The organism is Cobetia sp. 29-18-1, from assembly GCF_029846405.1.
GTDB lineage: Bacteria > Pseudomonadota > Gammaproteobacteria > Pseudomonadales > Halomonadaceae > Cobetia > Cobetia amphilecti.
Genome location: NZ_JARWKS010000007.1, coordinates 139866 through 164452, shown reverse-complemented (window position 1 = coordinate 164452; position 24587 = coordinate 139866). Strand labels below are relative to the sequence as shown.

21 protein-coding genes and 1 tRNA gene are annotated in these 24587 nt (G+C 64.4%); 12 read left to right on the top strand and 10 right to left on the bottom strand.

Features of this window, described 5'->3' with window-relative positions; all coding sequences use genetic code 11:
* Positions 1-121 precede the first annotated feature (121 nt).
* Together QD208_RS07755 and QD208_RS07750 are read right to left on the bottom strand one after the other, a co-directional pair.
* Positions 122-2059 (bottom strand): sodium:proton antiporter, encoded by a 1938-nt coding sequence (locus QD208_RS07755; RefSeq protein WP_279836445.1) that lies wholly within the window; start codon positions 2057-2059, stop codon positions 122-124.
* A 281-nt stretch (positions 2060-2340) separates the two neighbouring features.
* The gene (locus tag QD208_RS07750; RefSeq protein ID WP_279836444.1) at positions 2341-5586 is read right to left on the bottom strand and encodes an FAD-binding and (Fe-S)-binding domain-containing protein; all 3246 of its coding nucleotides are present in this window, start codon (positions 5584-5586) and stop codon (positions 2341-2343) included.
* A gap of 358 nt (positions 5587-5944) precedes the next feature.
* Between QD208_RS07750 and QD208_RS07745 the strand changes: the two genes are divergently transcribed.
* The 5 genes from QD208_RS07745 (at position 5945) to QD208_RS07725 (ending at position 12447) form a co-directional block, all read left to right on the top strand.
* Positions 5945-6829, top strand: coding sequence for a hypothetical protein (locus QD208_RS07745; RefSeq protein WP_279836443.1), 885 nt, complete (start codon positions 5945-5947; stop codon positions 6827-6829).
* A 254-nt stretch (positions 6830-7083) separates the two neighbouring features.
* Positions 7084-7461, top strand: coding sequence for a fluoride efflux transporter CrcB (gene crcB / locus QD208_RS07740; protein ID WP_054555054.1), 378 nt, complete (start codon positions 7084-7086; stop codon positions 7459-7461).
* 131 nt (positions 7462-7592) lie between these two features.
* Complete coding sequence (serS, locus tag QD208_RS07735; protein WP_043332430.1) at positions 7593-8870, top strand: serine--tRNA ligase; 1278 nt, start codon at positions 7593-7595, stop codon at positions 8868-8870.
* Positions 8871-9118: 248 nt separating this feature from the next.
* Positions 9119-10324 (top strand): uroporphyrinogen-III C-methyltransferase, encoded by a 1206-nt coding sequence (cobA, locus tag QD208_RS07730; RefSeq protein ID WP_318833285.1) that lies wholly within the window; start codon positions 9119-9121, stop codon positions 10322-10324.
* A gap of 293 nt (positions 10325-10617) precedes the next feature.
* Complete coding sequence (locus tag QD208_RS07725; protein ID WP_279836441.1) at positions 10618-12447, top strand: acyl-CoA dehydrogenase C-terminal domain-containing protein; 1830 nt, start codon at positions 10618-10620, stop codon at positions 12445-12447.
* Positions 12448-12592: 145 nt separating this feature from the next.
* Here QD208_RS07725 and QD208_RS07720 read toward each other — a convergent pair whose 3' ends face one another.
* Together QD208_RS07720 and QD208_RS07715 are read right to left on the bottom strand one after the other, a co-directional pair.
* Positions 12593-13138 (bottom strand): Mpo1-like protein, encoded by a 546-nt coding sequence (locus QD208_RS07720; RefSeq protein ID WP_279836439.1) that lies wholly within the window; start codon positions 13136-13138, stop codon positions 12593-12595.
* A 221-nt stretch (positions 13139-13359) separates the two neighbouring features.
* Entirely contained in the window at positions 13360-13812 is a 453-nt protein-coding gene (locus QD208_RS07715) for a nucleoside diphosphate kinase regulator (protein ID WP_153635215.1), read from the bottom strand.
* 231 nt (positions 13813-14043) lie between these two features.
* Here QD208_RS07715 and QD208_RS07710 point away from each other — a divergent pair, with 231 nt between their 5' ends.
* Both QD208_RS07710 and QD208_RS07705 read left to right on the top strand, forming a co-directional pair.
* Positions 14044-14370 (top strand): YnfA family protein, encoded by a 327-nt coding sequence (locus QD208_RS07710; RefSeq protein WP_043332424.1) that lies wholly within the window; start codon positions 14044-14046, stop codon positions 14368-14370.
* A gap of 134 nt (positions 14371-14504) precedes the next feature.
* Positions 14505-14876, top strand: a complete 372-nt coding sequence (locus tag QD208_RS07705) for a hypothetical protein (RefSeq protein ID WP_043332422.1) — start codon at positions 14505-14507, stop codon at positions 14874-14876.
* A gap of 259 nt (positions 14877-15135) precedes the next feature.
* On the opposite strand, the gene QD208_RS07700 is transcribed toward QD208_RS07705, so the two are convergent.
* The 6 genes from QD208_RS07700 to bioB all read right to left on the bottom strand — a co-directional run bounded on the left by QD208_RS07700 (position 15136) and on the right by bioB (position 20381).
* A tRNA-Leu gene (locus QD208_RS07700) sits at positions 15136-15220 on the bottom strand.
* Between the two features lie 99 nt (positions 15221-15319).
* Positions 15320-16108, bottom strand: coding sequence for a dethiobiotin synthase (gene bioD, locus QD208_RS07695; RefSeq protein WP_279836437.1), 789 nt, complete (start codon positions 16106-16108; stop codon positions 15320-15322).
* 58 nt (positions 16109-16166) lie between these two features.
* Positions 16167-17021: a methyltransferase domain-containing protein gene (locus tag QD208_RS07690; RefSeq protein ID WP_279836435.1), complete on the bottom strand. Its 855-nt coding sequence runs from the start codon at positions 17019-17021 to the stop codon at positions 16167-16169.
* Between the two features lies 1 nt (position 17022).
* Positions 17023-17838 (bottom strand): hypothetical protein, encoded by an 816-nt coding sequence (locus QD208_RS07685; RefSeq protein ID WP_279836433.1) that lies wholly within the window; start codon positions 17836-17838, stop codon positions 17023-17025.
* Positions 17835-19196, bottom strand: coding sequence for an 8-amino-7-oxononanoate synthase (locus QD208_RS07680; protein ID WP_279836432.1), 1362 nt, complete (start codon positions 19194-19196; stop codon positions 17835-17837). Before QD208_RS07680 ends, QD208_RS07685 begins: the two co-directional genes overlap by 4 nt.
* Positions 19197-19202: 6 nt before the next feature.
* On the bottom strand, positions 19203-20381 hold the full coding sequence (gene bioB / locus QD208_RS07675) for a biotin synthase BioB (protein WP_279836431.1): 1179 nt from the start codon (positions 20379-20381) through the stop codon (positions 19203-19205).
* A gap of 420 nt (positions 20382-20801) precedes the next feature.
* Here bioB and QD208_RS07670 point away from each other — a divergent pair, with 420 nt between their 5' ends.
* From QD208_RS07670 to QD208_RS07650, 5 genes are all read left to right on the top strand, one after another.
* Positions 20802-21413, top strand: coding sequence for a ComF family protein (locus QD208_RS07670; RefSeq protein ID WP_279836430.1), 612 nt, complete (start codon positions 20802-20804; stop codon positions 21411-21413).
* A 182-nt stretch (positions 21414-21595) separates the two neighbouring features.
* Positions 21596-22693, top strand: a complete 1098-nt coding sequence (locus tag QD208_RS07665; RefSeq protein WP_279836428.1) for a serine/threonine protein kinase — start codon at positions 21596-21598, stop codon at positions 22691-22693.
* Positions 22694-23027: 334 nt separating this feature from the next.
* Complete coding sequence (gene folE, locus QD208_RS07660) at positions 23028-23579, top strand: GTP cyclohydrolase I FolE (protein ID WP_043332418.1); 552 nt, start codon at positions 23028-23030, stop codon at positions 23577-23579.
* 86 nt (positions 23580-23665) lie between these two features.
* On the top strand, positions 23666-24070 hold the full coding sequence (gene folX, locus QD208_RS07655) for a dihydroneopterin triphosphate 2'-epimerase (protein WP_043332416.1): 405 nt from the start codon (positions 23666-23668) through the stop codon (positions 24068-24070).
* A 109-nt stretch (positions 24071-24179) separates the two neighbouring features.
* The gene (locus tag QD208_RS07650) at positions 24180-24524 is read left to right on the top strand and encodes a hypothetical protein (RefSeq protein WP_279836426.1); all 345 of its coding nucleotides are present in this window, start codon (positions 24180-24182) and stop codon (positions 24522-24524) included.
* Positions 24525-24587: the final 63 nt, after the last annotated feature.

The following is a 24587-nucleotide window of genomic DNA, read 5'->3' as shown; positions in this document are numbered from 1 at the left end:
TTTGACGCATTTTTTGTGAATCGCGCGAGGCGTGCCTGCGTCAACACGCACGAGGCCCGCCATGAGCGAGCCGCGTACCTTCCGTCGTGATGTTCCGACGTGATGCCGAGTCTGCCCGCTGTCAGGTGCCGGCGCCCGGCAGGCGGCTGGCCGGCAGGGGGCCTGACCCCGAGCCCGGCGGCGTCTGTGATGACTTGCTGGCCGCGCCCTTGTCGGCCTGGGGAGCGTCGGCCTTGTCGGTCCTGGGCTGGGAAGACTTGTTCAGCTCCGGCGAGTCGGCATGGATCAGGCTGATCAGCGTCTCGCCGGCCTTGGGTTCCAGCGCCACGGCCGTGTTGGCGATCCGGATGCGACCCTGACTGCTGATGCAGAACAGCGGCAGCAGGCGCTCTTCATGAATCCTGCGGTAATCCTCGAGGCTGAAGCTCTCGGTGATACGCGCACGCCGGAACTGAGCGCCCTGAGAGAGCAGGCTCGCCAGCTTGGCATAGGTGATCTTGCCATCGAACAGCAGCGGCAGATGCCCCAGCGCCTGGTCCTGCTGGCGCTTGGCATTCTTGCCATTGTCCTCGGCGAGTCGGAAGACACGCCCATGACCCAGGATGTGCTCGAAGTGCAGCGCGGCCAGGCTATTGAGTTCGCGATAGGGCGACAGCGGCATCAGGTGGCCGATGCCGGTCAGCTCGAGATGCTGGGCGGCATGCTCGGAGAGCGGATTGCCGTAGTAGACCGGCAGGCCCGCCATGCGCGCTTCCTGCACGGCGTCCCAGTTGGTATCGGTCAGGCGCACCGAGAAGCCGGCATCGACCAGTTCACGGGCGACCTGGCGCGACACCGAGTTGGCGCCCAGGATCAGGAACCCCGAGGGCGGTGGCTCGCCGACGCCCAGCACCTTGACGATGGGACGCGACAGCAGACTCTGGACCACCACGGTGCCGATGATGACCAGGAAGGTCATCGGCACCAGCATCTCGGCGCCCTCGATGCCCTGGGATTCGAGCTTGAGGGCGAACAGCGAGGCGACCGCTGCCGCGACGATGCCACGCGGTGAAAGCCAGGCCAGCAGGGCCTTCTCGCGCAGCGTCAGCCCGCTGCCCAGGGTGCACAGCCAGACCGTCAGGGGGCGTGCGACCCACATCAACACCGCCAGGAAGATCCACGCCGGCCACGACAGCAGGGACAGCTGCTCGACGGTCAGGCGCCCCGCCAGCAGCAGGAACAGTCCCGAGATCAGCAGGACCGTCAGGGTCTCCTTGAACTCTATGATCTGCTGGGTCGGCACGCCGCGCATGTTGGCCAGCCACACGCCCATCACGGTGACGGTCAGCAGGCCGGATTCATGGAACAGGGTGTTGGAGATGGCGAACAGCCCCAGCATCACCATCAGGGTGCCGAAGTTGTGCAGCTTCTGCGGCAGCCAGAAATGACGCAGCACCAGCCCCCAGCACCAGCCACCCAGTGCCCCCATGCCGAGCCCGAGGCCCACCGTCTGGGCGAACAGCAACAGGGTATGCGAGGCCGCATTGCCGGTCATGCCGAGCGCGACGTACTCATAGACCAGCACCGCCAGCAGCGCGCCGACCGGGTCGATCATGATGCCTTCCCAGCGCAGGATCTGGGTCAGGTTGCCGCGCGCGCGCAGCGTCTGCAGCAATGGCATCACCACCGTCGGACCTGTCACCACCAGCAGGGCACCGAGCACGGCGGCCATCTCCCAGCGCATGTCGAGCAGATAGTGGGCGGCCACGGTGCCGATCACGCCGGTGATCACCACGCCGGTGGTGACCAGTCGCCTGACGATATGGCCATGGCCGCGCAGGTCCTTGAAGTCCAGCGTCAGGCTGCCCTCGAACAGGATGACCGCCACCGCCAGCGAGACCAGCGGGAACAAGAGATCGCCGAGCAGCTCATCCGGCTTCAGCCAGCCCGTGACGGGGCCGGCGAGGATGCCGACGATCAACAGCGGCAGGATGGCGGGCAGACGCATGCGCCAGGCCAGCCACTGGCAGCCGAGGGCCATCAGACCGATCAGGGTCAGGGCCAGAGCAGGTTCGGTCATCGGGTGTCTTCCTTGGAGTCAGCGAAAATGAGCGGTGCCACTGTTGCGGTCACCGCTCATCGTTTCGTTGTGTCTCAGCCGTCTGCCAGTGGCCCTTGTCCCTGCTGGTCTGTACAGGCTTGAAGCAGGGGGCAGGCGCCACTCAGCTGCCGCGCGGCAGGCCGAAAGGGCGCAGCCTAGCGATTGATTCCGTGGTATGCAACGTCGCGTTGCCTTATCGCGCTCTCCTCATTTCCTTTCTCTCTCGTGCCCGCGTGATGGCGTCGGGCAGACGCGATCACTCATTGGGCGCGACGCAGCAGCGGCAGCAATGCCTGCAGCGGATGCGGCAACTGGCTGCCGGAGAAACGCTTGCTCTGACTGCGGCACGAATAGCCACTGGCGACCAGCTTGCCCTGATTGGCGTCGTCTTCGACCACGGCCTTCCACGACAGGTCATAGATGGCACGCGAGGTCTCGAGATTGCGCGCTTCGTGGCCGTAGGTACCGGACATGCCGCAGCAGCCGGTGGCGATGGTCTCGAGCTTGAGGCCGAAGGCGGAGTAGACCTGCTGCCAGGCCTTGGCCGAGCCCGGGGCATTGGTGCTCTCGGTACAGTGGCTCAGAAGCTTCATGCCCGGGTCCATCTTGCCCAGTACTGTCTTGGTGACGCCGACCGGCAGCAGCTTGCGCAGGCTGATCAGCCATTCCTGCAGCAGCAGGACATCGGGGACCGCGTCCGGGCCGAGGGTCTTCACGTACTCCTGACGATAGGTCAGGGTCATCGCCGGGTCGATGCCGACCAGCGGCACGCCGAAGTCGGCGATCGCCTTGAGACGCTCGGCCTGGGTACGCGCGGTACGCTGGAAGGCGCCGGTGAAGCCCTGCACCTGCAGCGGCTTGCCGTTGGGGGCAAAGGGCGCGACGAAGACATGGATGTCGAGTCGCGACAGCAGCTCGATGATGTCGATCACCAGCTGGGCCTCGAAGTGGCTGGTGAAGGCGTCCTGCACCAGGATCACGCTTCTGGCCTTCTGGGATTCGGTCAGGCGGCCCAGCTGGGTCGGCGTCGCCTCGGACACGCCCCAGCTCTTGAGCTGTCTGCGCAGGCTGGCGCGTGACAGGCGCGGCGCATCGACCATGCCGATCGGGCCTTCCAGCAGACGATTGACCAGCTTGTTGGTCAATAGGCCGTTATAGAGCGGCGTGACGCGCTCGGCCCACGGCAGCACGAATTCGAGGCTGCCGATCAGGTAATCGCGCAGCGGACGCTGATAACGATGGTGATAGACCTCAAGGAAGCGGCTGCGGAAATCGGGCACGTTGACCTTGATCGGGCACTGGCCCGCGCAGGACTTGCACGCCAGGCAGCCGGACATGGCTTCATAGACCTGCTGGTCGAAGTTGGCGTCAGACTGACCCTCAGCCTGTGCGGTGCCGGCACGGCGTGCCTTGAGCGAGGCGCTGATGCGCGCCGGCAGACGCGCCAGCCACATGGCGGTGCCCTTGAGGCCCGGGGTACGCGCGGCCTGGGCTTCGGCGATCACGTCGCGTCCGGCGTTGCCTTCCAGGCGCAGCCACTCACGCATCAGGCTGGCACGTCCCTTGGGCGAGTGGATGCGCTGGCGGGTCGCCTTCCACGACGGGCACATGGCGTCGTTGGGGTCGTAGTTGTAGCAGGCGCCATTGCCATTGCAGTAGACGGCACTGGCGTATTCCTGCCACACGCGCTCATCGATCTGACGGTCGAGATCGCCGCGCATGGTCACGTCATCGATGCGCATCAAGCGGGGATCGAAGGCTTCGACGGCGCTGTCAGCGTGATCACGCTTGTCGCTTTCGCTGCTCCCTTCGCTGCCCCCTTCGCTGGCGCCAGCGTCACGCGTGCCAGCGTCGTCGACCAGCGCCACTGACAGGCGCGGGGAGGCGATCTTGCCCGGATTGAGCTGGTTGTGCGGGTCAAAGGCTGCCTTCACGTCCTGCAGCGCGCCGTAGAGACTGCCGAAGAAGCGAGGCGAGTACTCGGAGCGCACGCCCTTGCCGTGCTCGCCCCACAGCAGGCCACCGTACTTGTGGGTGAGGGCGGCGACCTCATCGGAGATCTCGCGGATCATCGCCTGCTGGGCGGGGTCCTTCATGTCCAGCGCCGGGCGCACGTGCAGCACGCCGGCATCGACATGCCCGAACATGCCATAGCGCAGGCCACGGGCATCCAGCGCGGCGCGGAATTCGGCGATGTAATCGGCCAGATGCTCCGGCGGAACGGCGGTGTCCTCGACGAAGGGCAGCGGGCGGGCTTCGCCGTCGACATTGCCCAGCAGGCCCACCGAGCGCTTGCGCATGCCATAGACACGACCGATCTGCGCGCGACCGCGGGCTTCGGTGAAGCCGAGACGCTCGACGCTGGTATCGCTGGCCAGGTGCTCGCTGAAGGCGCGGACCTTGGCATCCAGCACCTCTTCGCTGTCGGCATTGAATTCGATCAGGTTGATGCCGCCGATGGCCGGGGTGCCTTCGGCGCTGGCCGGGAAGAATTCCTCGACGCTGTCCCACACGAAGTCCTGCATGGCGAGGTTGAGCACGGTGTCATCCACCGTCTCGATGGAGGTCGGGCGATTGCCCTCGACCGCCATCAGCGCCTTGGCGTCGCGCAGTGCATCCATGAAGCTTGCGTAGCGCAGGTTGATCAGCGTCGAGCAGGGCGCGATGGGCAGCGCATTCAGCTCGGCCTCGACCACGAAGCCCAGCGTGCCCTCGGCGCCGCACAGCAGGCTGTTGAGGTTGAAACGCCCATCGGCCTCGCGCAGGTGGGCGAGGTCGTAGCCGGTCAGGCAGCGGTTGAGCGGCGGGAAGATGTCGGCGATTTCCTCGGCGCGCTCATCGGCGATCGCGCGTGCGGTGCGGTAGACCTCACCGACGCGGTCATCACGTGCGCACAGTGTCTCGAGCTCGGCATCATCGATGGCATGGCTCGACAGCCGTGTCCCGTCGAGCAGAACGCTGTCGAGCGCCAGCACGTGATCACGCGTCTTGCCGTATTCGCAGCTGCCCTGACCGGAGGCATCGGTATTGATCATGCCGCCAATGGTGGCGCGGTTGGAGGTCGAGAGCTCCGGGGCGAAGAACAGGCCATGCGGCTTGAGCGCGGCATTCAGCTGGTCCTTCACCACGCCGGCCTCGACGCGCACGCGGCGGTTCTCGACATCGATCTCGAGAATGCGGTTCATGTGCCGCGAGACGTCCACCAGCACGCCGTCATTGAGCGACTGGCCATTGGTGCCGGTACCGCCGCCGCGTGGCGCCAGGGTGACGCCCGAAAAGCGTGGCTCGTGGGAGAGGCGCGCGATGCGCTGGACATCCTCGGCATGGCGCGGGTAGACCACGGCCTGAGGCAGCACCTGATAGAGCGAGTTGTCGGTCGACAACACGGTGCGGTTGGCATAGTCCGGACTGATGTCACCGGCAAAGCCTGCATCTCGCAGGGCGGCCAGGAAGTCCAGATAGAGGGAATCGACGGGGGCGGGCATATCCAGCAGGCGTTCGGTCATGATCTCGCTCGGGCAGTGAGTCGCGTCAGGCAGGCATCCAGGGCCAATGGGCCTAAGCTTACCTGAGCTGGGCGTGTGGCCCCAGCCCAGCGCGGCATTGCGTCACTCGCGAGACGGGAATTCAGGTGAAAGGAGTGAGGAATGACTACGCTGTGAGGAGTCATCAAATCAAGGCGTGTGCGCCCGAATGCAAGCAGCAAGGGGGATGATGTGCACATGCTGCGGGCGATTGTCAGGCGTCAGTCGCCGCTTCAGTGGTACCGTCAGCCATCGCAAGGCAGGCCGTCATGGCGTATCCCCTCCGTTTCTTCCCTTGAAGCTGTCTTCCCTCTTCCGCTGAGTCATCAGGAGTTAGCTCATGGCATCGTCCACCTATTCCTCGACCTCCACCTGTCATCGCGAGTCTCGCCAGCCGCCCACGCGATTGGGAGTGCTGGGGGTGGGGGAGTTGGCGGAGTCATTGCTGGTCGCGTTGGCGCGCGGTTGTCAGCGCGAAGGCCGCTCGCGGCATGATCTGGAATTTCATCTCTCGCCGCGCAACGACGTGCGCAGTCACCGTCTGGGCTGGCGTTTCGGTGCCATCCGCCACGCAAGCAACGTCGCGGTGTGTGAATCGAGCCTGTGCCTGCTGGTCGGGGTGCGACCAGAGCAGCTCGAGGCACTGGCAAGTGAACTGCGTGAAAGCCACGCGCTGAGCAAGGACCATCACCTGATGGTGCTGGCGGCCGGGGTGCCACTGCAGCAGCTGCAGCGCTGGTTCGCGCCGGCGCGAGTGGTGCGGGTGATGACGGGGCTGGCGGTCTGTGAAGGGCAAAGCGCCCTCACGCTCTATCCGGAAGACCCGCTGACGCGCGACCTGCTCGGGCCGGCGGTCCGGCAGATCATCGCCTTCGATGATGAAGCGGCCTTCGAGGCCAGCATGCTGGCGGTCTGCGTGAATGCCTGGCAGATGGCGCAGCAGCAGGCGTTGCTCGACTGGTTCCAGACGGTGCCCGGCATGAGCGGCCCCCAGGCGCGCCTGTTGCTGATGGCGCAGTTGCGTGATGCGCTGGCCTTGATGGAAGCCCACCCCGATACCCCGCCCGGCGAGCTTGCCTCGCGTATCGGCACCCCCGGCACCTGGACGGCACGCGGTCTGGAGCAGCTCGGGGGCAAGGAAGGCGCGCATCGCCAATGGCAGCATGTGCTGGAGCAACTGCGCGCGGAGATCGAGCAGGGCAGTGTGTCCCCCGGCAGTGAATGAGTCGCTCTGACGCCTGATGCCTTTCGCTCTCAGCCACCCTCAGACACCCGCGATGCCCATTGGTCAGGAGGCGCATCGCGGGTGTCGTGCTTTGTTCAACCTGCCTTTCGTGAGTCGTGGATTCCCCGTGGCTGGCGATTTTCCTACAATGGAGCGCTAGGCGGCACCCTCGGGTGCCAGAGTGGCTGGCGGCCGATCCATGGCGTTGCCCAGCGCTCACTCGCAATGAATCGAGCACGGGGCATACAAGGCACATGGGAACCTGGTTGGCAGTAGCAGCGGGCGGCGCCATCGGGGCGCTGGGACGGTATCTTGTCAGTGGCTGGATCGTCGGCGCCGCCGGGCGTGGTTTCCCGTGGGGGACCCTCGGCGTCAATCTGATCGGCAGCTGCCTGATGGGGTTCCTGTTCATCTGGGTGACCCAGGAGCTCAAGCTGGCCCCCGTCTGGCAGGCGATCATGGTGGCCGGCTTCACCGGCGCCTTCACCACCTTTTCCACCTTTGCCCTCGAGGCGCTCAATCTGATGATGAGCGGACGCATGCTGGCGGGGCTGGTCTATGTCGCCGTCAGTGTGGTGGCGTGTCTGGGCATGGTCGCGCTGGGCATGAAGATCGCACGCGTTCTGCTGTGATTCCCGCGCCCGAGCGCGCCATCCTGTCGCCTGGGCGGCTGCGAAGCAGGGCATGGCTGAGGTAGACTAGTGCGCATAACCTTTCCGCGCCGCGATGCGGCCTGAGTGATCCGACGAGAGAGCCTTCCCACATGCTGGACCCGAAACTTCTGCGCGCTGATCTTGAAGCGACTGCCGAGCGCCTCGCACGTCGTGGCTATCAGCTGGATACCGAAGCCTTTGCCGCGCTGGAAGCGCGCCGCCGTGACCTGCAGGTCGAGACGGAATCCCTGCAGAACGAGCGCAACACCCGCTCCAAGTCCATCGGTAATGCCAAGGCACGCGGCGAAGACATCGCGCCGCTGCTGGCAGAAGTCAGTGATCTGGGCGAGCGTCTCGACGCCGCCAAGTCCGAGCTCAATGAGCTGCAGGCCAAGGCCGACGCCATGGCGGCCAGCCTGCCGAACCTGCCGGACGCCGAAGTGCCGGAAGGCGCTGACGAAAGCGACAACGTCGAGCTGCACCGCTGGGGCACGCCGCGTGAATTCGATTTCGACGTGCGCGACCACGTCGACCTCGGTGAGCTCAAGGGCCAGCTGGACTTCGAACTGGCGGTCAAGATCACCGGTTCACGTTTCGCCGTGATGCATGGCTCCATCGCGCGCCTGCACCGTGCGCTGGTGCAGTTCATGCTCGACAAGCAGACGCTGGAGCATGGCTACGAAGAATATTACGTACCCTATATCGTCAACCGCGACTCCCTGATGGGCACCAGCCAGCTGCCCAAGTTCGAGGAAGACCTGTTCAAGCTCAACGACGATCGTGATTTCTTCCTGATCCCGACCGCCGAAGTGCCGCTGACCAACATGGTGCGTGACGAGATCATCGACGCCGGCAGTCTGCCGCTCAAGTTCACCGCCCATACCCCGTGCTTCCGCAGTGAAGCCGGTGCCTATGGCCGTGATACCCGCGGCATGATTCGCCAGCACCAGTTCGACAAGGTCGAGATGGTGCAGGTCGTCGCGGCGGAGAAGAGCGACGAAGCCCTCGAAGAGATGCGCGGCCACGCCGAAGCCATCCTGCAGGCGCTGGAACTGCCGTACCGTGCCGTGACCCTGTGCACCGGCGACATGGGCTTTGCCGCCGCCAAGACCTATGACCTGGAAGTCTGGCTGCCGAGCCAGGCGACCTACCGCGAGATTTCCTCCATCTCCAACTGCCGTGACTTCCAGGCGCGCCGCATGCAGGCGCGTGTGCGTGTCGAAGGTCAGAAGAAGCCGCAGCTGGTGCATACCCTGAATGGGTCCGGTCTGGCCGTGGGCCGCTGCCTGGTCGCCGTGCTGGAAAACCATCAGAACGCCGATGGCTCCATCACTGTGCCGCAGGCGCTGCGTGGCTACATGGGCGGGGTGGAAACCATCAACGTCTGAGGTGCGTGAATCGCCGTAGTGGATTCTCGTAGTCAAGGCCCCCGCTTTCCCATGGAAGCGGGGGCCTTCGTTTATCGCGGAGACAGAGGCCTCGCCCGATCGCACCACTCGTTATTCCCTCTGCGCGACTACAACGTAGCATCAGGGTTGTTATTCTTATTGGTTATTTTAGAGAGTGGTTTTTATGCTCTAAAATGCGACCCATCGAAGGCTGCTCCCCAGCCTCGCCGCGTTTGTGGATGTGCCCCATGGAATTTCTCAATCTCTCCTGTGACCCCTCACGACTCCAGCTGTGCCTGATCGGTGGCGGCCAGGAGGCTGTCGCGCTGGCCGAGCGTTTCGCCGGTCTCGGTGCAGACCTGTGTGTCTACGGTGATGCCCGCATGCCGATGCTGGAGACCCTGTGTGGTCGTGAAGGTTGGGAGGTTGCCGATACCCTGTTACCCGTGCCGGCCCCCGGCCAGCTATGGCTGGTCGCCACCGGCAGCGAAGGGCGCGATCGCGGCATCCTGCGTCATGCGCGCGAGCAGCACGTGATGGTGTTCGCGCCGAGCCACCCCCGGGACTCCAGCGTGCGCCTGCCGCCGCGTCTGGTGGCCGGCGAAGCGGTATTGCCCGTGAAGGAGGAGGACCGCTTCACGGGCACGCATGGCCAGGTGGCGTTGGTCAGCGCGGGGCCGGGTGATCCGGAGCTGCTGACGCTCAAGGCGCTGCGCCATCTGCAGCAGGCCGATGTCATCATTCATGATCGCCTGGTCAGTCACGAGATTCTGGCGCTGGCCAATCCGGAGGCGCGTCGCCTGTATGTCGGCAAGGCGCGCAGCGATCACAGCGTGCCCCAGGAAGGCATCAATCAGGCGCTGGTGGATTACGCCCGCGCCGGGCATCGCGTGGTGCGCTTGAAGGGCGGTGACGCCTTCATCTTCGGACGCGGCGGGGAAGAGCTCGAGACCCTGGCCGGCGCCGGCATCAGCTTCGAGGTGGTGCCGGGCATCACGGCGGCTTCCGGTTGCGCGGCTTACGCGGGTATCCCGCTGACTCATCGCGACCACGCCCAGTCGGTGCGCTTCGTCACCGGCCACTTGAAGGATGGCAGCTGTGACCTGGATTGGGAGGCGCTGGCGCGTCCGGCCCAGACGCTGGTCTTCTACATGGGACTTGGCAGCCTGGGGCTGATCTGTGAGCAGTTGATCGCCAATGGTCTGGCGGCGTCTACGCCGATTGCGCTGGTCGAGCAGGGCACCACCGCGCGTCAGCGTGTGCATGTGGCAACGCTGGCCGACATGCCGGCGCAGATCGCTGGTCAGGGCCTCAAGCCGCCGACGCTGATCATCGTCGGGGATGTGGTCAAGCTGCACGATTCGCTCAAGTGGTTCTCGCCGAATGCCAACAGCAGCCTGGGGTGGGAAGATGGCAAGCACCCGACGCCGCTGGCCAATGTGGTATCGGTCTAGAGCGACCGTAGCGAAAGCGCTAAAAGCAGCGACATGAGCAGTGACAAGACGCCGCCTCGGTAACTCCGGGGCGGCGTCTTGCGTTGTTGGACTGGTTATCGCGGGCCTGATCATCGTGCTGGCGCATGGCTGGGCGGCTCTTGGGCCAAGGTCGAGATGACGTGGCATCTGATTGCGCCTATTGTTTCAAGCAATCGTTTGAATTCTGCTGAGCGAAGCCCGTCGTTCATCACGGGGTGAGAGGCAAGTCTTTCGCGAAAGCCCTAAGCACATGAGTCAGTGAGGACAGTGATATGGCCAAGTATCAGGCGCCACTCAAGGATGCACGCTTCATTCTCGATGAGGTGTTCGCCGCCGAGCAGGAATGGGCGGGCATGGCAGCCACCGAAGAGGTGAATATCGAGCTGGCCGAGGCGATTCTCGAGGAAGGTGCGCGCGTGACCCAGGCCGAGCTGCTGCCACTCAACCTGAGCGGTGACGCCGAGGGTGCGCGTTTCGAGAATGGCCACGTCACGACACCCAAGGGCTTCAAGGAGGCCTATCGGGTGCTCGCCGAAGGCGGCTGGATGGGGCTGGGCGGTAATCCTGAATACGGTGGTCAGGGCATGCCCAAGATGCTCACCGTGGCCTTTGAAGAGATGCTCTACGCCACCAATACCAGTTTCGCGCTCTATCCGGCACTGAATGCCGGCGCCTGTCTGGCGGTGGATAGCCATGCGCCGGAGTCCGTCAAGCAGGTGTTTCTGCCGCGCATGTATGCCGGCGACTGGCTGGGCACCATGTGTCTGACCGAGCCGCATTGCGGCACGGATCTCGGCCTGATCCGCACCCGTGCCGAACCCCTCGAGGGCGATGACCCGCTGCTGGGGCTGCCGCGCTATCGTCTCACCGGCACCAAGATCTGGATCACCGGCGGCGAGCACGACATGGTCGACAACATCGTGCATCTGGTGCTCGCCAAGCTGCCGGATGCGCCGCCGGGGACACGCGGCATCTCGCTGTTTCTGGTCTCCAAGCACCTGCTTGATGCCGATGGCCAGCCGACGGCACCGAATGCGGTCAGCTGTGGCTCCATCGAACACAAGATGGGCATCAAGGGCAGCGCGACCTGCGTGATGAACTTCGACGGTGCCGAAGGCGTGCTGATCGGCGAGCCGCATCAGGGGCTGGCGGCGATGTTCACCATGATGAACTACGAGCGTCTTTCTATCGGCCTGCAGGGGCTGGGGTTGGGCGAGGTGGCCTATCAGAGCGCGATGGACTTCGCCGCCGAGCGTCTGCAGAGCCGGGCACCGACAGGCGCCAAGGCGCCTGACAAGCCGGCCGACCCGATTCTGGTGCATCCTGACGTGCGGCGCATGGCGCTTGAGGTGCGCGTCTGGAACGAGACCGGGCGCGCCTTTGCCGTCTTCGTGGGCCAGCAGCTGGACCGCGTCAAATATCACGCCGATGACGCGGTGAAGGCCGACGCGGATGCGCTGGTGCAATTCATGACGCCGATCGCCAAGGCGCTGCTGACCGACCGTGGCTTCGATGCCACCGTCATGGCGCAGCAGCTCTATGGTGGCAATGGCTACTGCGTGGAGTGGGGCGCCGAGCAGTACGTGCGCGATGCACGCATCGCGATGATCTACGAAGGCACCAACGGCATTCAGGCGATGGATCTGGTCGGGCGCAAGCTCTACCGCAACCGTGGCGCCCATGTGGCGAGCTTTGCCGCCCTGGTGCGAGCCGAGCTTGAGCGTCAGGCCGATGACGCCCAGACCCGCCCGTTCGCCGAGGCCTGCAAGACGGAGCTGGCGCGCCTGGAGCGAGTGTCCGAGCAGTTGCTGGCCCGCGCCGATGACAACCCGGAAGAGCTGGGCGCGGCGGCCTGTGACTACCTCAACCTGGCGGGGCTGTGTGTCTACAGCTATCTGTGGCTGCGCATGGCGCGTGCTGCGGCGCGTGGACTGGCGCAAGCAGGTGCCAGCGGTGAGGGCTTCTATCGCCGCAAGCTGGCGCTCGGGGAGTACTTCGTGGCACGCGTTCTGCCGCGCGCCGTCGCCCTGGAAGCCCAGATCACTGCTGGCGCAGCGCCATTGATGGCCTTCAGCCTCGAGGATTTCGCGCCGGAGCAATGACGCAAGCCACAAGTCACAAGTCACCGTGACCGTCAGTAGCGTCCAATGAAAAGCCCAGCGACCGTGTCAGGTCGCTGGGCTTTTTGTGTTGTCGGAATCCCTGTCCACCGGGCCGTGTCGGCAAGCTTGCATGCCCACTGGCCGCTCATGACCGCTCGGTCGGCTCATCCTGCTTCAGCAACCAGTCACGCATGGCGGGGAACAGCTCGACCAGCACGAACAGCGGCCCGATCAGCAGCTGCCGCAGGTCATCGAGGAAGGCCGGTTTGCGGCCCTCGATACGATGGCCGACGACCTGACCGATCCAGGCGACCACGAAGGCTGCCAGCATCATCGGTGTTACCGGCCAGTTGAGCCCGAGCATCACGAACATCAGCGCCAGGCTTGCCAGGGCCCAGACGGCCATCACGCCAAGTACCCTGGGAGAGAAGCGCGCATAGACGGCCAGGACCGCCAGGGTGACCACGCCACCGGGCAGCATCCACACACCCAGCCCCGGTTCACTCGATAGCCCCTGCCCCCCGAGCAGTCTCCACAGCAGGATCAAGCTGGCAGTGAAGATGACCGGCACGCAGACAAGATGCATGCGGATGTTCTCACGATGCTGATGACTGGCCGCGTAGTGCTCGAGAGCTTCATGCAGACGCCGGTGAGCGGCTGTCTTGACATGAGGGTGCGATAATATACCCATGAGACATTCTCCAGACAGACATTGAAAATGCCCGCATGCGCAGGTGCGCAGCGGGATCGATGGCGTGTTATGTCAAGGAGCAATGGCGTGAGCCAGCAGGGTCCGGCAACCCTGCTGGCTCCTGTCAGCGTAGCGTATTGCCACGCGGACAGCCTGTGTCAGCACAGGGCTGACTGTCGAATCCGGCACTTTTCAGACGTGAATCAAGTGGCCCTGGCCCTTCAGAGATGGAACTGACCGCAGGCTTCCGGCTGATGCAGGATGGCTTCCAGGCGGATGACGTCACTCTGGCCATCTTCCCGGGGCAGCGTGATCTGCTCGCCGACCGCCATTCCCAGCAGCGCGATGCCCAGCGGTGACATGATGCACAGCGCCAGTGAGGTCTCTTGCTCTTCGGGTTGCGGCAGGTGGCTGCGCAGCGACATGCATTCGCCATCCTCCGGGGTAGGGTAGTGCAGTGTCAGCTCGCTATCGCCGGAGCGCGACCCCTTGAGACGCAGGCGGCTACGCATGCTGACGCGGTCTTCGGGGAAGTCATCGGGGGGCACGATCTCTGCCTGGATCAGGCGGCTTTCGAGGCGAAGGGACAGCTCATCATCGTGTTGCTGAGCGTCGATCAGGCGCTGGAGGCGGTCAGCGTCCAGGCGATTGATGATCAGTCGTTGCCGAGTCATCGTGGGGTTCCTTGTTATCGAGTCACTGCGCGATATCATGCGCAGCAAGACGGCGCCAATCCTGGCTTGGTCAATACGGAGAGACGGACAGGGAATCCATCGGCCGTGATTGTCCATGGATTGTCCGCTAATTAATCCTAGCGGCTTTTGATGGGAGGCGGGAGTCGTCTGTTGCCGACAACTTTCATGGCGCTGTCACCCAGGGCTGCCAATCTCACGCGAGACTCATCGATGTCGATTCTCTGGATATATCCGCTGGCGGCGCTCGCCGAGATCGCCGGCTGCTTCAGTTTCTGGGCCTGGTGGAAACTGGAACGCAGCCCCGGTTGGCTGATTCCCGGCATGCTCAGCCTGGCGCTGTTCGCCTGGCTGCTTTCACTGGTCGACGTCAGTCACGCCGGGCGCGCCTTTGCCGTCTATGGCGGTGTCTATATCGCCGCGTCAGTGGCCTGGCTGTGGCTGGTCGAGCAGCAGTTGCCCAGTCGCTGGGACCTGCTGGGGACACTGGTCTGCCTGGCGGGCAGCGCCATCATCGTGCTGGGCGCCCGTGCGCAATGAGCGCAAATGTCTTGTTTATTAGTATTTTATTAAATATGTCGGGCGTTGAGCATGAGAGCGCTCATTGTTGGGTATACTGCGCCAAGATGAGGCAATGACCCTCGGGATTCGATCTGACGCAATGAGGCACCAGCATGCAGTGGGAATGGTTATGGGGGCTGGGCGGCCTTGGCATCGGCGGTTTCATTGGCTTCTGGCTCGGTCGCTGGCGGCCGCGCAGAGAGGAATGGAATCAGGCCGTGCAACCACTGCTATCGGCATTGGTGGAGGCGGAGCCAGACGTTGCGCGTGGTGAGCGGCTGGCGCTTGATCCCTCGCTGCTCGACGCCTTTCGCCAGGTGGCCTCGCGTCGCGAGTTCTATCGCTTCACCAGCGGAATCGAATACGTGAACCTGCAACTCGCCGCGGCGCATGCCGCGCATCATGACCGTGAAGAGCGCCAGCTGTTGCTGGATCAGGCGCGTGTCAGCCTGGCCAATCTGCAGGACAGCCTAAGACGACGCTGAGGTTCGTCCAGACGCGCGAATGCCTCACCGCAGATCGCCGGGGGCGCAAGGCAGAGGAACGCAGAGCAGGAGAGCGTAGAGCAGGTTGTTTGCAAAGCAGAGCGCGGGCGTGAAGCGGATATAGCAACCGACGGGAAGGCACTGACGATGATGATGGGTGCAGAAGGCATCAGATGACACGACGCATGCACGACAGACAAAAGCGGGAGGACTTGCTGACTGCGCGAGGCAGTTGGGGAGCATCAGCAGAGTATGCTGATGGTGCGGAAGGGGGGACTCGAACCCCCACACCTTGCGGCACCAGAACCTAAATCTGGCGTGTCTACCAATTCCACCACTTCCGCGAGAAGCAGGGCTGCATTTTACCTGTGATGCCTTTCAAGTCAATCGCTTGTGTCGATTATCCCCTGAAATTCCCCGCCTTGTGCTGCGCCTTCAGCGCCTCACTCCTGTACGACATGCACGCTGCGTGATTCCAGCCCGCAGGGCAGTTGCAGATAGCTGGCGGCGCGCTCGGCGGCGTGGCGTGTATTGGAAAGATCTTCATCGCACATCCACGGCACGACGCCCAGGCAGGGGGCCCGCAGCGTGCGTGACAACGTCGCCATGTTGTCTTCGCTGACCTCGATATCCGCTTCCAGATGGTTGATGACATAGCCGGCGATCTCCAGCCCATCGCGCTCGATGGCCTCAAGCGTCAGGCGCGCATGATTGATGCAGCCCAGGCGCAGCCCGACGACCAGAATCACCGGCAAGCCCAGCTCGATGGCCAGGTCCGAGAAATCCTCATCGTCATTCAGAGGTACCCGCCAGCCGCCAGCGCCTTCCACCAGCAGCAGGTCGCGCGGTGCGCTTGTCTGCTGGCCCCGCACATGCGCCGCGATTTTCGCCACCTCGAGATTGACGCCCACCTGACGCGCGGCAATGTGCGGCGCGATGGCCGGCGCGAAGCGCCAGGGGTTGATGCTTTCATAATCCGCTTCCGGTTCGCACTGCGCCTGCAATGACAGGGCGTCGGCGTTGACCAGTCCATCGTGATTCTCGAAGCAGTCAGAGGCCACGGGCTTGAGGCCCAGCGTGGTCAGGCCGCGCAGGCGAGCACGTGCCAGCAGGGCGCTGGCGATGAAGGTCTTGCCGATTTCGGTATCGGTACCGGTCACGAAGGCGGCGATGCCATGTTCGGCTCGCGCAGGCAAAGCAGTGTCCCGTGACGAGCTATCCGCGGTTTTCATATCAGTTTTCATTGTATCCGAGCGAGGCAGGTAATTGCCTTCAAGCAAAGTATCAGTGTTATCCGTACGCAATTCTGAACGGTTTTTCGAGCACAAGTTCAATGACTTGATAGCTTACAGGCAATCCCTTCGCGGTACGTAACGTTTCATGCCGCGCCTTGGCCTGCTGCACCTCGGCACGTGTCAGGCGCCGGCCAGTGGCGGTCTGTGCCCCGATGCCCTTGATCGAGGCCATGACCGCAGCGACATCGGGATAGTGAAATATCCGCGGGCGTAACTGCCAGTGGCAGCGCAATCCGGCGGCTTCTGCATGGCGTGCAAGATGGGCGGCGCTGGGGAAGTGGCGCACGGAATCATCCGCGCGCTGCCAGGCATGGCGTACTTCCTTGAGGGTGCCGGGCCCCAGGGTGTTGATGTGCGCTCGAGCGCCGGGTTTCAAGGTGCGTGACAGTTCCGCGAGCCATTGCCGAGGGCTGTCGCACCATTGCACGGCCAGGCTCGAGAAGACCAGGTCCAGACTCGCATCGGCCAGTGGCAGGCGCTCGGCATCGGCGCGTAGCCAGTGCAGGCGTTCAGGGCTGCCACTCGCAAGCTCGCTCGTCTGGCGTGCGGCTGCACGCAGCATCTCAAGCGAGAGATCCAGCCCCATGCAGCAAGCCTCAGAGTAGCGCTGCGCCAGTTCGAGGGTCCAATGTCCGGGCCCACAACCGAGATCGAGCACACGGGCATCGGCCGGCAGCCGCTCAGGGAGCGAGGCGAACAGGGAGGCCGCCATGGCGTGCTGCGCCTGCGCCAGCGTGAGGTAGTCGGCAGCGCCGCGATCAAAGGCGCGGGCAACCTGCTGACGGCTCGTGGCAGGCGTGAGCGGGGGCGTTGCAAGCTCTGCAGGCGGCACGCTGGCGGCAATCGACATCTCAGGCCTCCTCGCTGATGTGCGTGACGTGGGTGGCGAGGCCCATGCGTGTAAGCAGGGCATCGGCAAGCGCCTCGGTCGCGCTCAATGGCAGGCAGTGGCCACCCTCGAATTCGGCAACCACCTGGCCCTGCGCGCGCAGCGCCGCACTCAGGCCCGGTGCCAGCAGCGGGTCCTGCTTGCCGAGCCAGAACTCGAGCGGTAACTCTGATTGAGGTGCCAGCGACATCTGGCGGCTGGCCAGTTCCGACAGTCCTGCCGCCAGCACCGCTTCGCGACTGACGGGGTGGTGACCGATCAGTTCGCGCAATTGCCTGAGGCAATCACGCGCAGAGGCCTCACCACTGGCCTGCCAGCGCAGAAAGTGTTGCCAGCTGGCGGTGGGGTTGCGCGCGAAGGCTGTGCGAAAGGTGTCCAACACCTCTGGTGCCAGGGCGGGAATCATCTGCTCCGCTGCGGCCTGGTCGATGAAGCTTGGCCCCATGGCCAGCGAGACAAGGGCGGCCGGTGCCTGCTCCTTCGCCAGCGCCTCGGCCCGCAGGGCGCCCAGCGACCAGCCCAGCCACAGGGTATCGGCGCCGCCCAGTGAGGCTCGCGAGGTAGTCGGTTCTGAGCCTGCCTGTGACTCGGCTTGCGGGCCTTCTTCTGGCCAATCCGGCGCGATGATCTCCAGCGGGCGACTCCTTGCCTCGTCAGCTGCCTCATCATCCGTCTCAGTGACGTGAGCGAGGCGTGCATGCAGGCAGGCGATCAAGGGCTGCCAGATGCGCGCATCGATGCCCCAGCCGCTGAACAGCACCAGACGAGTCAGTGTCATGGCGTGACTCCTTCTGGGCTGATGGTTGGGGAAGCCGAGCGGGGCTGGGCCTTTTCCGCTGCCAGTACCGCTTCGAGAGCCTCGAGCAGTGTCGCGATATCCTCGGCCGTGTGCTCGGCGGAGAAGGTGAAGCGCAGGCGCGAGCTGCCGGCGGGCACCGTGGGCGGGCGGATGGCCGAGACCAGTACGCCACGCTCGCGCAGTGCCGTGCTCCAGGCCAAGGCCCGCGCCTCGCTGCCCAGAATCAGCGGCTGAATCGGTGTCAGCGGGGCGGAGGGTGAAATGTTCGTGTCGGCTGACGACAGCCCGAGCGCGAGCCCACTGCCTGCCAGCAGATGCGTACAACCCTCACGGAACTGCTGCACGCGGGCCTGCAACTGCTCACGGCGTTGAGGTTCGTGCGCGACGATTTCCAGCGCCGCCAGAGTAGCGGCGGCGACATGCGGCGGTTGCGCGGTGGTGTAGATGTAGGGGCGCGCCAGCTGGATCAGGCTCTCGATCAGCGCATCGCTGCCGGCGACGAAGGCGCCGCTGCTGCCGAGCGCCTTGCCCAGGGTGCCGACCAATACCGGCACGTCAGCCAGCGGGGTATCGCGCCCGACCAGGCCTTCGCCATGCTCGCCCAGCACGCCCAGCCCGTGGGCATCATCGATCATCAGCCAGGCGCCGTGCCGGGCGCAGGCCTGGCTCAGGCCCGCGATATCGGCGCAGTCGCCATCCATGCTGAACACGCCATCGCTGATCACCAGCTTGTCATCGGCCCGGGAGCGCGCCAGCTGGCGCTCGAGGTCCTCAAGATCGCGATGGTGGAAGCGACGCGAGCGCACGGCAGTGGTGCCGGAGGACGCCAGGCGCGCGCCATCGAGGAGGCTGGCGTGATTGAGGCGATCATGGAAGATCTCGAGGCTGCGACCGGCCTCGCGCGAGGCGCTCGCCAGCGCATCGATCACGCCCAGATTGGCCATGAAACCGGTGGAGAACAGCAACGCGCGTGGCCGCCCGGTCAGCTCGGCCAGACGAGCCTCCAGCTGGTGGTGAGCGCGCTGGTGGCCATTGACCAGGTGAGCGCTGCCGCTGCCGACACCGAATTCACGCGCCGCGCGACAGCCGGCCTCGACCAGCGCCGGGTGGTTGGCCAGCCCCAGATAGTCGTTGGCGGTGAAGTTGAGCAGCGGGCGCGCCTCTGCATCGGCTGCCTGCCCGGCGAGGCTGACGTGGGGCCCTTGTGGGGAATCCAGTGTCAGGCGTCGGCGATAGCGACCGACCCGCTCACGCTGAGTGAGCAGGTCCTCCAGATGCGTGAAGCTGGCGCTGGACTGAGGGCTTAAGCGCGGGCGGGCGGGCGTGTCGGTGGCCACGAGCGATCAGACCACCAGGCCGCAGGGCTTGCGTTCGCGGACCTGGCCTTCGCTGCTGGCGGGCGTCGCCTCGCGCGTGGCGTCATAGAACAGGCTGCCCTCGACATTGGCACGTGCCTGTTCTTCCATGGCGGCCTTCAGGGCGGCTTCGCGCACTTCGTCGCTGGCGACTTCCTGGCGGGTCTCCGGGTGCAGACCGAGGCGCTCGAACAGCTCGCGGTCACGGTTGGCCTGCGGGTTGTCGGTGGTCAGCAGACGCTCGCCATAGAAGATGGAGTTGGCGCCGGCGAGGAAGGCCAATGCCTGGGTGGAATCGTCCATCTGCTCGCGGCCGGCGGACAGGCGCACGTGGCTCTTCGGCATCATGATGCGTGCTACGGCGATGGCGCGGATGAACTCGATGGGATCGAGGTCATCGACGTTCTCCAGCGGCGTGCCCGCCACCTTGACCAGCATGTTGATCGGCACCGATTCCGGCTGCGGCTCCAGATTGGCCAGCTGACGCAGCAGGCCGGCACGGTCGGTCGTGGTCTCGCCCATGCCGAGGATGCCGCCGGAGCACACCTTCATGCCGGCTTCGCGCACGCTGGCCAGGGTGTCCAGGCGCTCGCTGTAGCTACGCGTGGTGATGATCTCGCCGTAGTACTCCGGTGAGGTGTCCAGATTGTGGTTGTAGTAGTCGAGGCCGGCATCCGCGAGCTTTCTGGCCTGATCGGTATCGACCATGCCCAGCGTCATGCAGGTCTCGAGTCCCAGCGACTTCACCTGACGCACCATCTCGGTGACCACTTCGAGGTCGCGCTCACGCGGGCTCTTCCAGGCCGCACCCATGCAGAAGCGGCTGGCGCCGGCGTCCTTGGCGGCACGTGCCTGCTCGACCACCTTCTCGATCTCCATCAGCTTTTCCTTGCCAAGGCCGGTGTTGTAGTGGCCGGACTGCGGGCAGTACTTGCAGTCTTCCGGGCAGGCGCCGGTCTTGATCGACAGCAGGGTGGAGACCTGGACCGCATTCGGATCGAAGTGCTGGCGGTGCACCTGCTGGGCACGAAACAGCAGGTCATTGAAGGGCAGGGCGAACAGCGCCTCGATTTCCGCGACGCTCCAGTCATGGCGTACCACGCTGTCATCGGCAGGCGCAGGGATATTCGTGGCTTGTGTGGTCACGCGGGAGGCTTCTACGGTCATGAGCTTGAGGTCCTTCATCAGGCGGGCAGAGCGAGAGCGCGCTGAGCCGGTCATCCGTGGGTGAGTCCGGGAGTCGGCAGCCGAGCTGGCAAGTGGCCAGTCAACGCATCGAATAAGGTCAGGTTAACTGAGATGATAGAGTTTCCGCGGGCGCTGTCAACGATGAGAGCTATGCTGGTTGACCACTGGCAGCTGTCGCGACCCTGCGCCTTCTGTCAGCGTCAGCTGACGACAGCCATGCCCGGCGCGACCGAACGGCAGAGCGCTTCAGTTTCACCTCCCCCTTCATTTTCCTCTCTAGCGACTTGCTCGCCTCATGAGCGAGGGCTGTCATCGCGCCGCGAGTGGTGCGACGCCTGCGAGGCGAGAATCGCGCGCAATCAGCATGCCTGTCCGCGTTGTGCTGAGCCTGTCGCCTCATTGGCCTTGAGTCAGCAGGCCTGTGCGCGGTGCCTGTCGTCACCGCCCGCCTTTGCACGCTGCTTTGCGCCGCTGCGGTATGAAGGGTTGCTGGCGGGGCTGTTCCAGCGCTACAAGGACCAGCATCAGCGCCGCGCTGGGCGACTGCTGCGCCAACTCATGCAGCGGGAGCTCGTGCACTTCTGTCGCGAGTGGCGCCAGACGCACCCTCACGGCGCAGTGCTGCTGGTACCGGCAGATGCCTATCGTCGTCGCCAGCGCGGCCATGATGCGCTGGCAGAGCTGTGTCGCGGGCTGAGCCCCGCCATTGCTGGCCATCAGCGGGATATGGCGCGGGTGCGCGGCAGGCGCATGCCGCACGAGGCGTCAGTCGCGGTAGTCAGGGCAGCGCCGGATCAGCGCCTGCGGGATAGGCGCGGGCGTCTGAAAGCGCAGCGTGGGCGTTATGACATTGACGGCCTCTTGCCCGAGCACGTGCTGCTGATCGATGACGTCATGACCAGTGGTGCGACGCTCGACAGTCTTGCTCAGGCCTGCCTGCGAGCCGGTGCCCGTGAGGTCGATGCCTGCGTGCTGGCGCGGACTCCCCTGACCTTGCGCGGGGCGCTGTGACCCGCAAACGCGACACGAAGTAGAGCTGCCCGACACATGCCGCCGGGGCTGAGCCTCGAAACAGGCGTTGAACTCAGCGGGCAGGCGGGGTCAATCAGGGAGAAGACTGGCGTGCAGAGGGTCTAATCTCATAGCATGCAAGGTCCGGCAGCCGTTTGCTGGTCCATGCCCGAGGAATTGCCATGCCTATTGATCCTGTTTCCCCCGATGACTCGCAATCTTCCGGCACCTCGCGCGAGTTGGATGCGCGCTCCAATGGCAACACCTGGTCGACGACATCCGCGCCAGAGGGCCATGGAGACACGCGTTTTCATCCCTTCGATGCTCTCGCGCCGGACCGTGTCGTGGCCGCTGTCGAATCGCTGGGCTTCTGGTTGCCCGGCGAGCCGTTCGCGCTGAACAGTTACGAGAATCGTGTCTACCATCTCGCCGATGATGACCGACGTCGCTGGGTGGCCAAGTTCTATCGCCCCGAGCGCTGGAGTCGTGCCCAGATTCTCGAGGAGCACGCCTTCCTGGCCGAGCTGGATGAGGCCGGTGTCCCCGGCGCCCCCGCATGGGCGAACGAGGCCGGCGAGACGCTGCATCGATTCGAGGGCTTCGACTTCGCTCTCTTCCCGCATGTGGTGGGGCGCGCCCCGGAGCTTGAATCTGCCGAGCACCTCTATCAGCTGGGTGAGCTGATCGGTCGCGTGCACGCGGTGGGGCGCAAGAGCGCGTTTCGCGAGCGGGAGACGCTCTCGCCGCTGCGGATTCTCGAAGAGAGCTGCGCCAGCGTGCTGGCCTCCGAATGGCTGAGTGAGCGCCAGCGCGACAGCTACCAGCGCGTCATCGAGGCATTGCGCCCGTTGGTCGCGGAGCAGAGCTGGCCGGAAAGCGCCCTGATCCGTACCCACGGCGACTGCCACATCGGCAACATGCTGGGGCGCGATGACAGCTTCGCGCTGGTCGACTTCGATGACTGCCTGAGCGCCCCGGCGGTGCAGGACCTGTGGATGCTGTTGACCGGCCAGAGCGACCCGGAGCTGCACATGCAGCTGTCCGAAGTGCTGGAGGGCTACGAGCAGCATTGTGAGTTCAATCGCAGCGAGCTCAAGTGGATCGAGACCCTGCGCACACTGCGCATGGTGCGTCACAGCGCCTGGGTGGTGCGGCGCTGGTCGGACCCCGCCTTCCCGCAGGCCTTCTCGCATGTGGCAAGCCTGGGCTACTGGGACGACCACATTCGCAGCCTGGAACAGCAGCGCGTCGCGCTGTCTGCGCCGCGTTGGTTGGCCTAGCGATGGCGACATGGCCTGGTAGTCGTGACATGAGCTGGCAGTCGTGACTTGACCTGAAGGTCGTCGCGAGGCCTGAGCCCCTTTGGCGAAGTGAGTGACATCGCCCCTTCATGCGCCCCCATCGGTTACCGATGGGGGCGCATGTGTTGCATGGATACGACAATCGCGTGAACAGACCTGCGTTGACGGCATGCCTGAGGTAGAATCTGGCCCTGACATTGAACACGAAGTTATACGATTTCTTGCCATCTGATCGCTTGTGTATGACTTTTGTGCTTTACCCCTGCTATGCGTGCGCTAGTGCGCGCCCCTGACCGATACCATAGGCAGACGGATGACCGAAGAGATTGCCAACCACTACCGCCAGATCATCACCGCGTTGGGTGAGGATCCAGAGCGTGAGGGCCTGCTGGATACGCCCAAGCGCGCGGCCAAGGCCATGCAGTACCTGACTCATGGCTATCAACAGTCGTTGGAGGAGATCGTCAACGGCGCTGTCTTCACCTCCGATACGGACGAGATGGTGCTGGTCAAGGACATCGAGCTTTACTCGATGTGCGAGCATCACCTGCTGCCGTTCATCGGCAAGTGCCACATCGCCTATCTGCCGTCTGGCAAGGTGCTCGGTCTGTCCAAGTTCGCGCGTATCGTCGACATGTATTCGCGTCGCATGCAGATTCAGGAAAACCTCACCAAGCAGATCGCCGAGGCCGTTCAGCAGGTCACCGGTGCACGTGGTGTGGCCGTCGTGGTCGAAGCGCGTCACATGTGCATGATGATGCGTGGGGTGGAAAAGCAGAATTCCAGCATGAAGACGTCCGTGATGCTGGGCGCCTTCCGCGACAATCAGCCGACCCGTCAGGAATTCCTGACGTTGATCAGCTGACAGCAGAGTGAAGACGCCGCCTTTCGAGGCGGCGTTCTTGTCTGGGAGTCATCTCGCGCGTTTCCCTTGATCAGGAGTCCCTGCCGATGCCGATGCATGCCTTGCACGATGAACATCTCGATCACGATCTCGCCACCATTCGCATCAAGAATCTGCGCCTGAGAACCTATATCGGGATCAATGAAGACGAGATCCAGAACCGCCAGGATGTCGTGATCAACGTGGTGATCCGCTATCGCGCGGCACGCGCCGTGCAGTTCAATCACATCAGTGAAGCGCTCAATTACCGCACCATCACCAAGCAGTTGATCCGTCATGTCGAGGAAGGGCGCTTTGCGCTGCTCGAACGCATGACCCGTGAGGTGCTGGATATCGTGATGGCGCACGAACAGGTGCTGACGGCGCAGGTCGAGATCGACAAGCCGCATGCCTTGCGCTTCTCGGACTCGGTGTCCATCACCCTGTCGGACAGTCGCGAAGCGCATGACTAGTCAGCCGGGGCAGGTGTCGAGAAGCTCAGGTGTCGAGAAGCTCAGATATCGAGAAGCTCAGATGTCGAGAAGATCAGGCGCAGAAGCCTGAAGAGTCGGGAGACATGATGTGATCGGGGAAATCATCCATTTCGATGATGCAGAACAGCAAGGCACCATTCGGGACGAGAAGGGCGGTGAGCACGCCTTCGATCTGGTCGGCTGGCGCGGGCGTGGCTTGCCGGGGCCGGGACTGGCGGTGGACTTCGAGCTTCGCGACGGGCGTGCAGTGCAGGTCTTCAATGCACGGATCAAGCAGCAGAAGGCGCGGCGAGTCGTCTCGATGCCGCCCGAGAGCGAGGCCGGCGAGGCGCCCGGGCCTACGGATGACGCCGCCAGGCCTGCGACGCGCAAGCGCTGGTGGCTCACCGGGCTGGCCATCGTGGTACTAGTACTGGCAGGGTTGTGGATCTAGCGCCACGCCCGCATCTAGGCTATATCAGGTTAGTCTTGAGTAGTCTCGGTTAGCCGGGAATCA

Coding starts and splice junctions, on each gene's coding strand:
- QD208_RS07755 (WP_279836445.1), bottom strand. CDS start 2,059: ATGACCGAACCTGCTCTGGCCCTGACCCTGATCGGTCTGATGGCCCTC.
- QD208_RS07750 (WP_279836444.1), bottom strand. CDS start 5,586: ATGACCGAACGCCTGCTGGATATGCCCGCCCCCGTCGATTCCCTCTAT.
- QD208_RS07745 (WP_279836443.1), top strand. CDS start 5,945: ATGGCATCGTCCACCTATTCCTCGACCTCCACCTGTCATCGCGAGTCT.
- crcB (WP_054555054.1), top strand. CDS start 7,084: ATGGGAACCTGGTTGGCAGTAGCAGCGGGCGGCGCCATCGGGGCGCTG.
- serS (WP_043332430.1), top strand. CDS start 7,593: ATGCTGGACCCGAAACTTCTGCGCGCTGATCTTGAAGCGACTGCCGAG.
- cobA (WP_318833285.1), top strand. CDS start 9,119: ATGGAATTTCTCAATCTCTCCTGTGACCCCTCACGACTCCAGCTGTGC.
- QD208_RS07725 (WP_279836441.1), top strand. CDS start 10,618: ATGGCCAAGTATCAGGCGCCACTCAAGGATGCACGCTTCATTCTCGAT.
- QD208_RS07720 (WP_279836439.1), bottom strand. CDS start 13,138: ATGGGTATATTATCGCACCCTCATGTCAAGACAGCCGCTCACCGGCGT.
- QD208_RS07715 (WP_153635215.1), bottom strand. CDS start 13,812: ATGACTCGGCAACGACTGATCATCAATCGCCTGGACGCTGACCGCCTC.
- QD208_RS07710 (WP_043332424.1), top strand. CDS start 14,044: ATGTCGATTCTCTGGATATATCCGCTGGCGGCGCTCGCCGAGATCGCC.
- QD208_RS07705 (WP_043332422.1), top strand. CDS start 14,505: ATGCAGTGGGAATGGTTATGGGGGCTGGGCGGCCTTGGCATCGGCGGT.
- bioD (WP_279836437.1), bottom strand. CDS start 16,108: ATGAAAACCGCGGATAGCTCGTCACGGGACACTGCTTTGCCTGCGCGA.
- QD208_RS07690 (WP_279836435.1), bottom strand. CDS start 17,021: ATGTCGATTGCCGCCAGCGTGCCGCCTGCAGAGCTTGCAACGCCCCCG.
- QD208_RS07685 (WP_279836433.1), bottom strand. CDS start 17,838: ATGACACTGACTCGTCTGGTGCTGTTCAGCGGCTGGGGCATCGATGCG.
- bioB (WP_279836431.1), bottom strand. CDS start 20,381: ATGACCGTAGAAGCCTCCCGCGTGACCACACAAGCCACGAATATCCCT.
- QD208_RS07665 (WP_279836428.1), top strand. CDS start 21,596: ATGCCTATTGATCCTGTTTCCCCCGATGACTCGCAATCTTCCGGCACC.
- folE (WP_043332418.1), top strand. CDS start 23,028: ATGACCGAAGAGATTGCCAACCACTACCGCCAGATCATCACCGCGTTG.
- folX (WP_043332416.1), top strand. CDS start 23,666: ATGCCGATGCATGCCTTGCACGATGAACATCTCGATCACGATCTCGCC.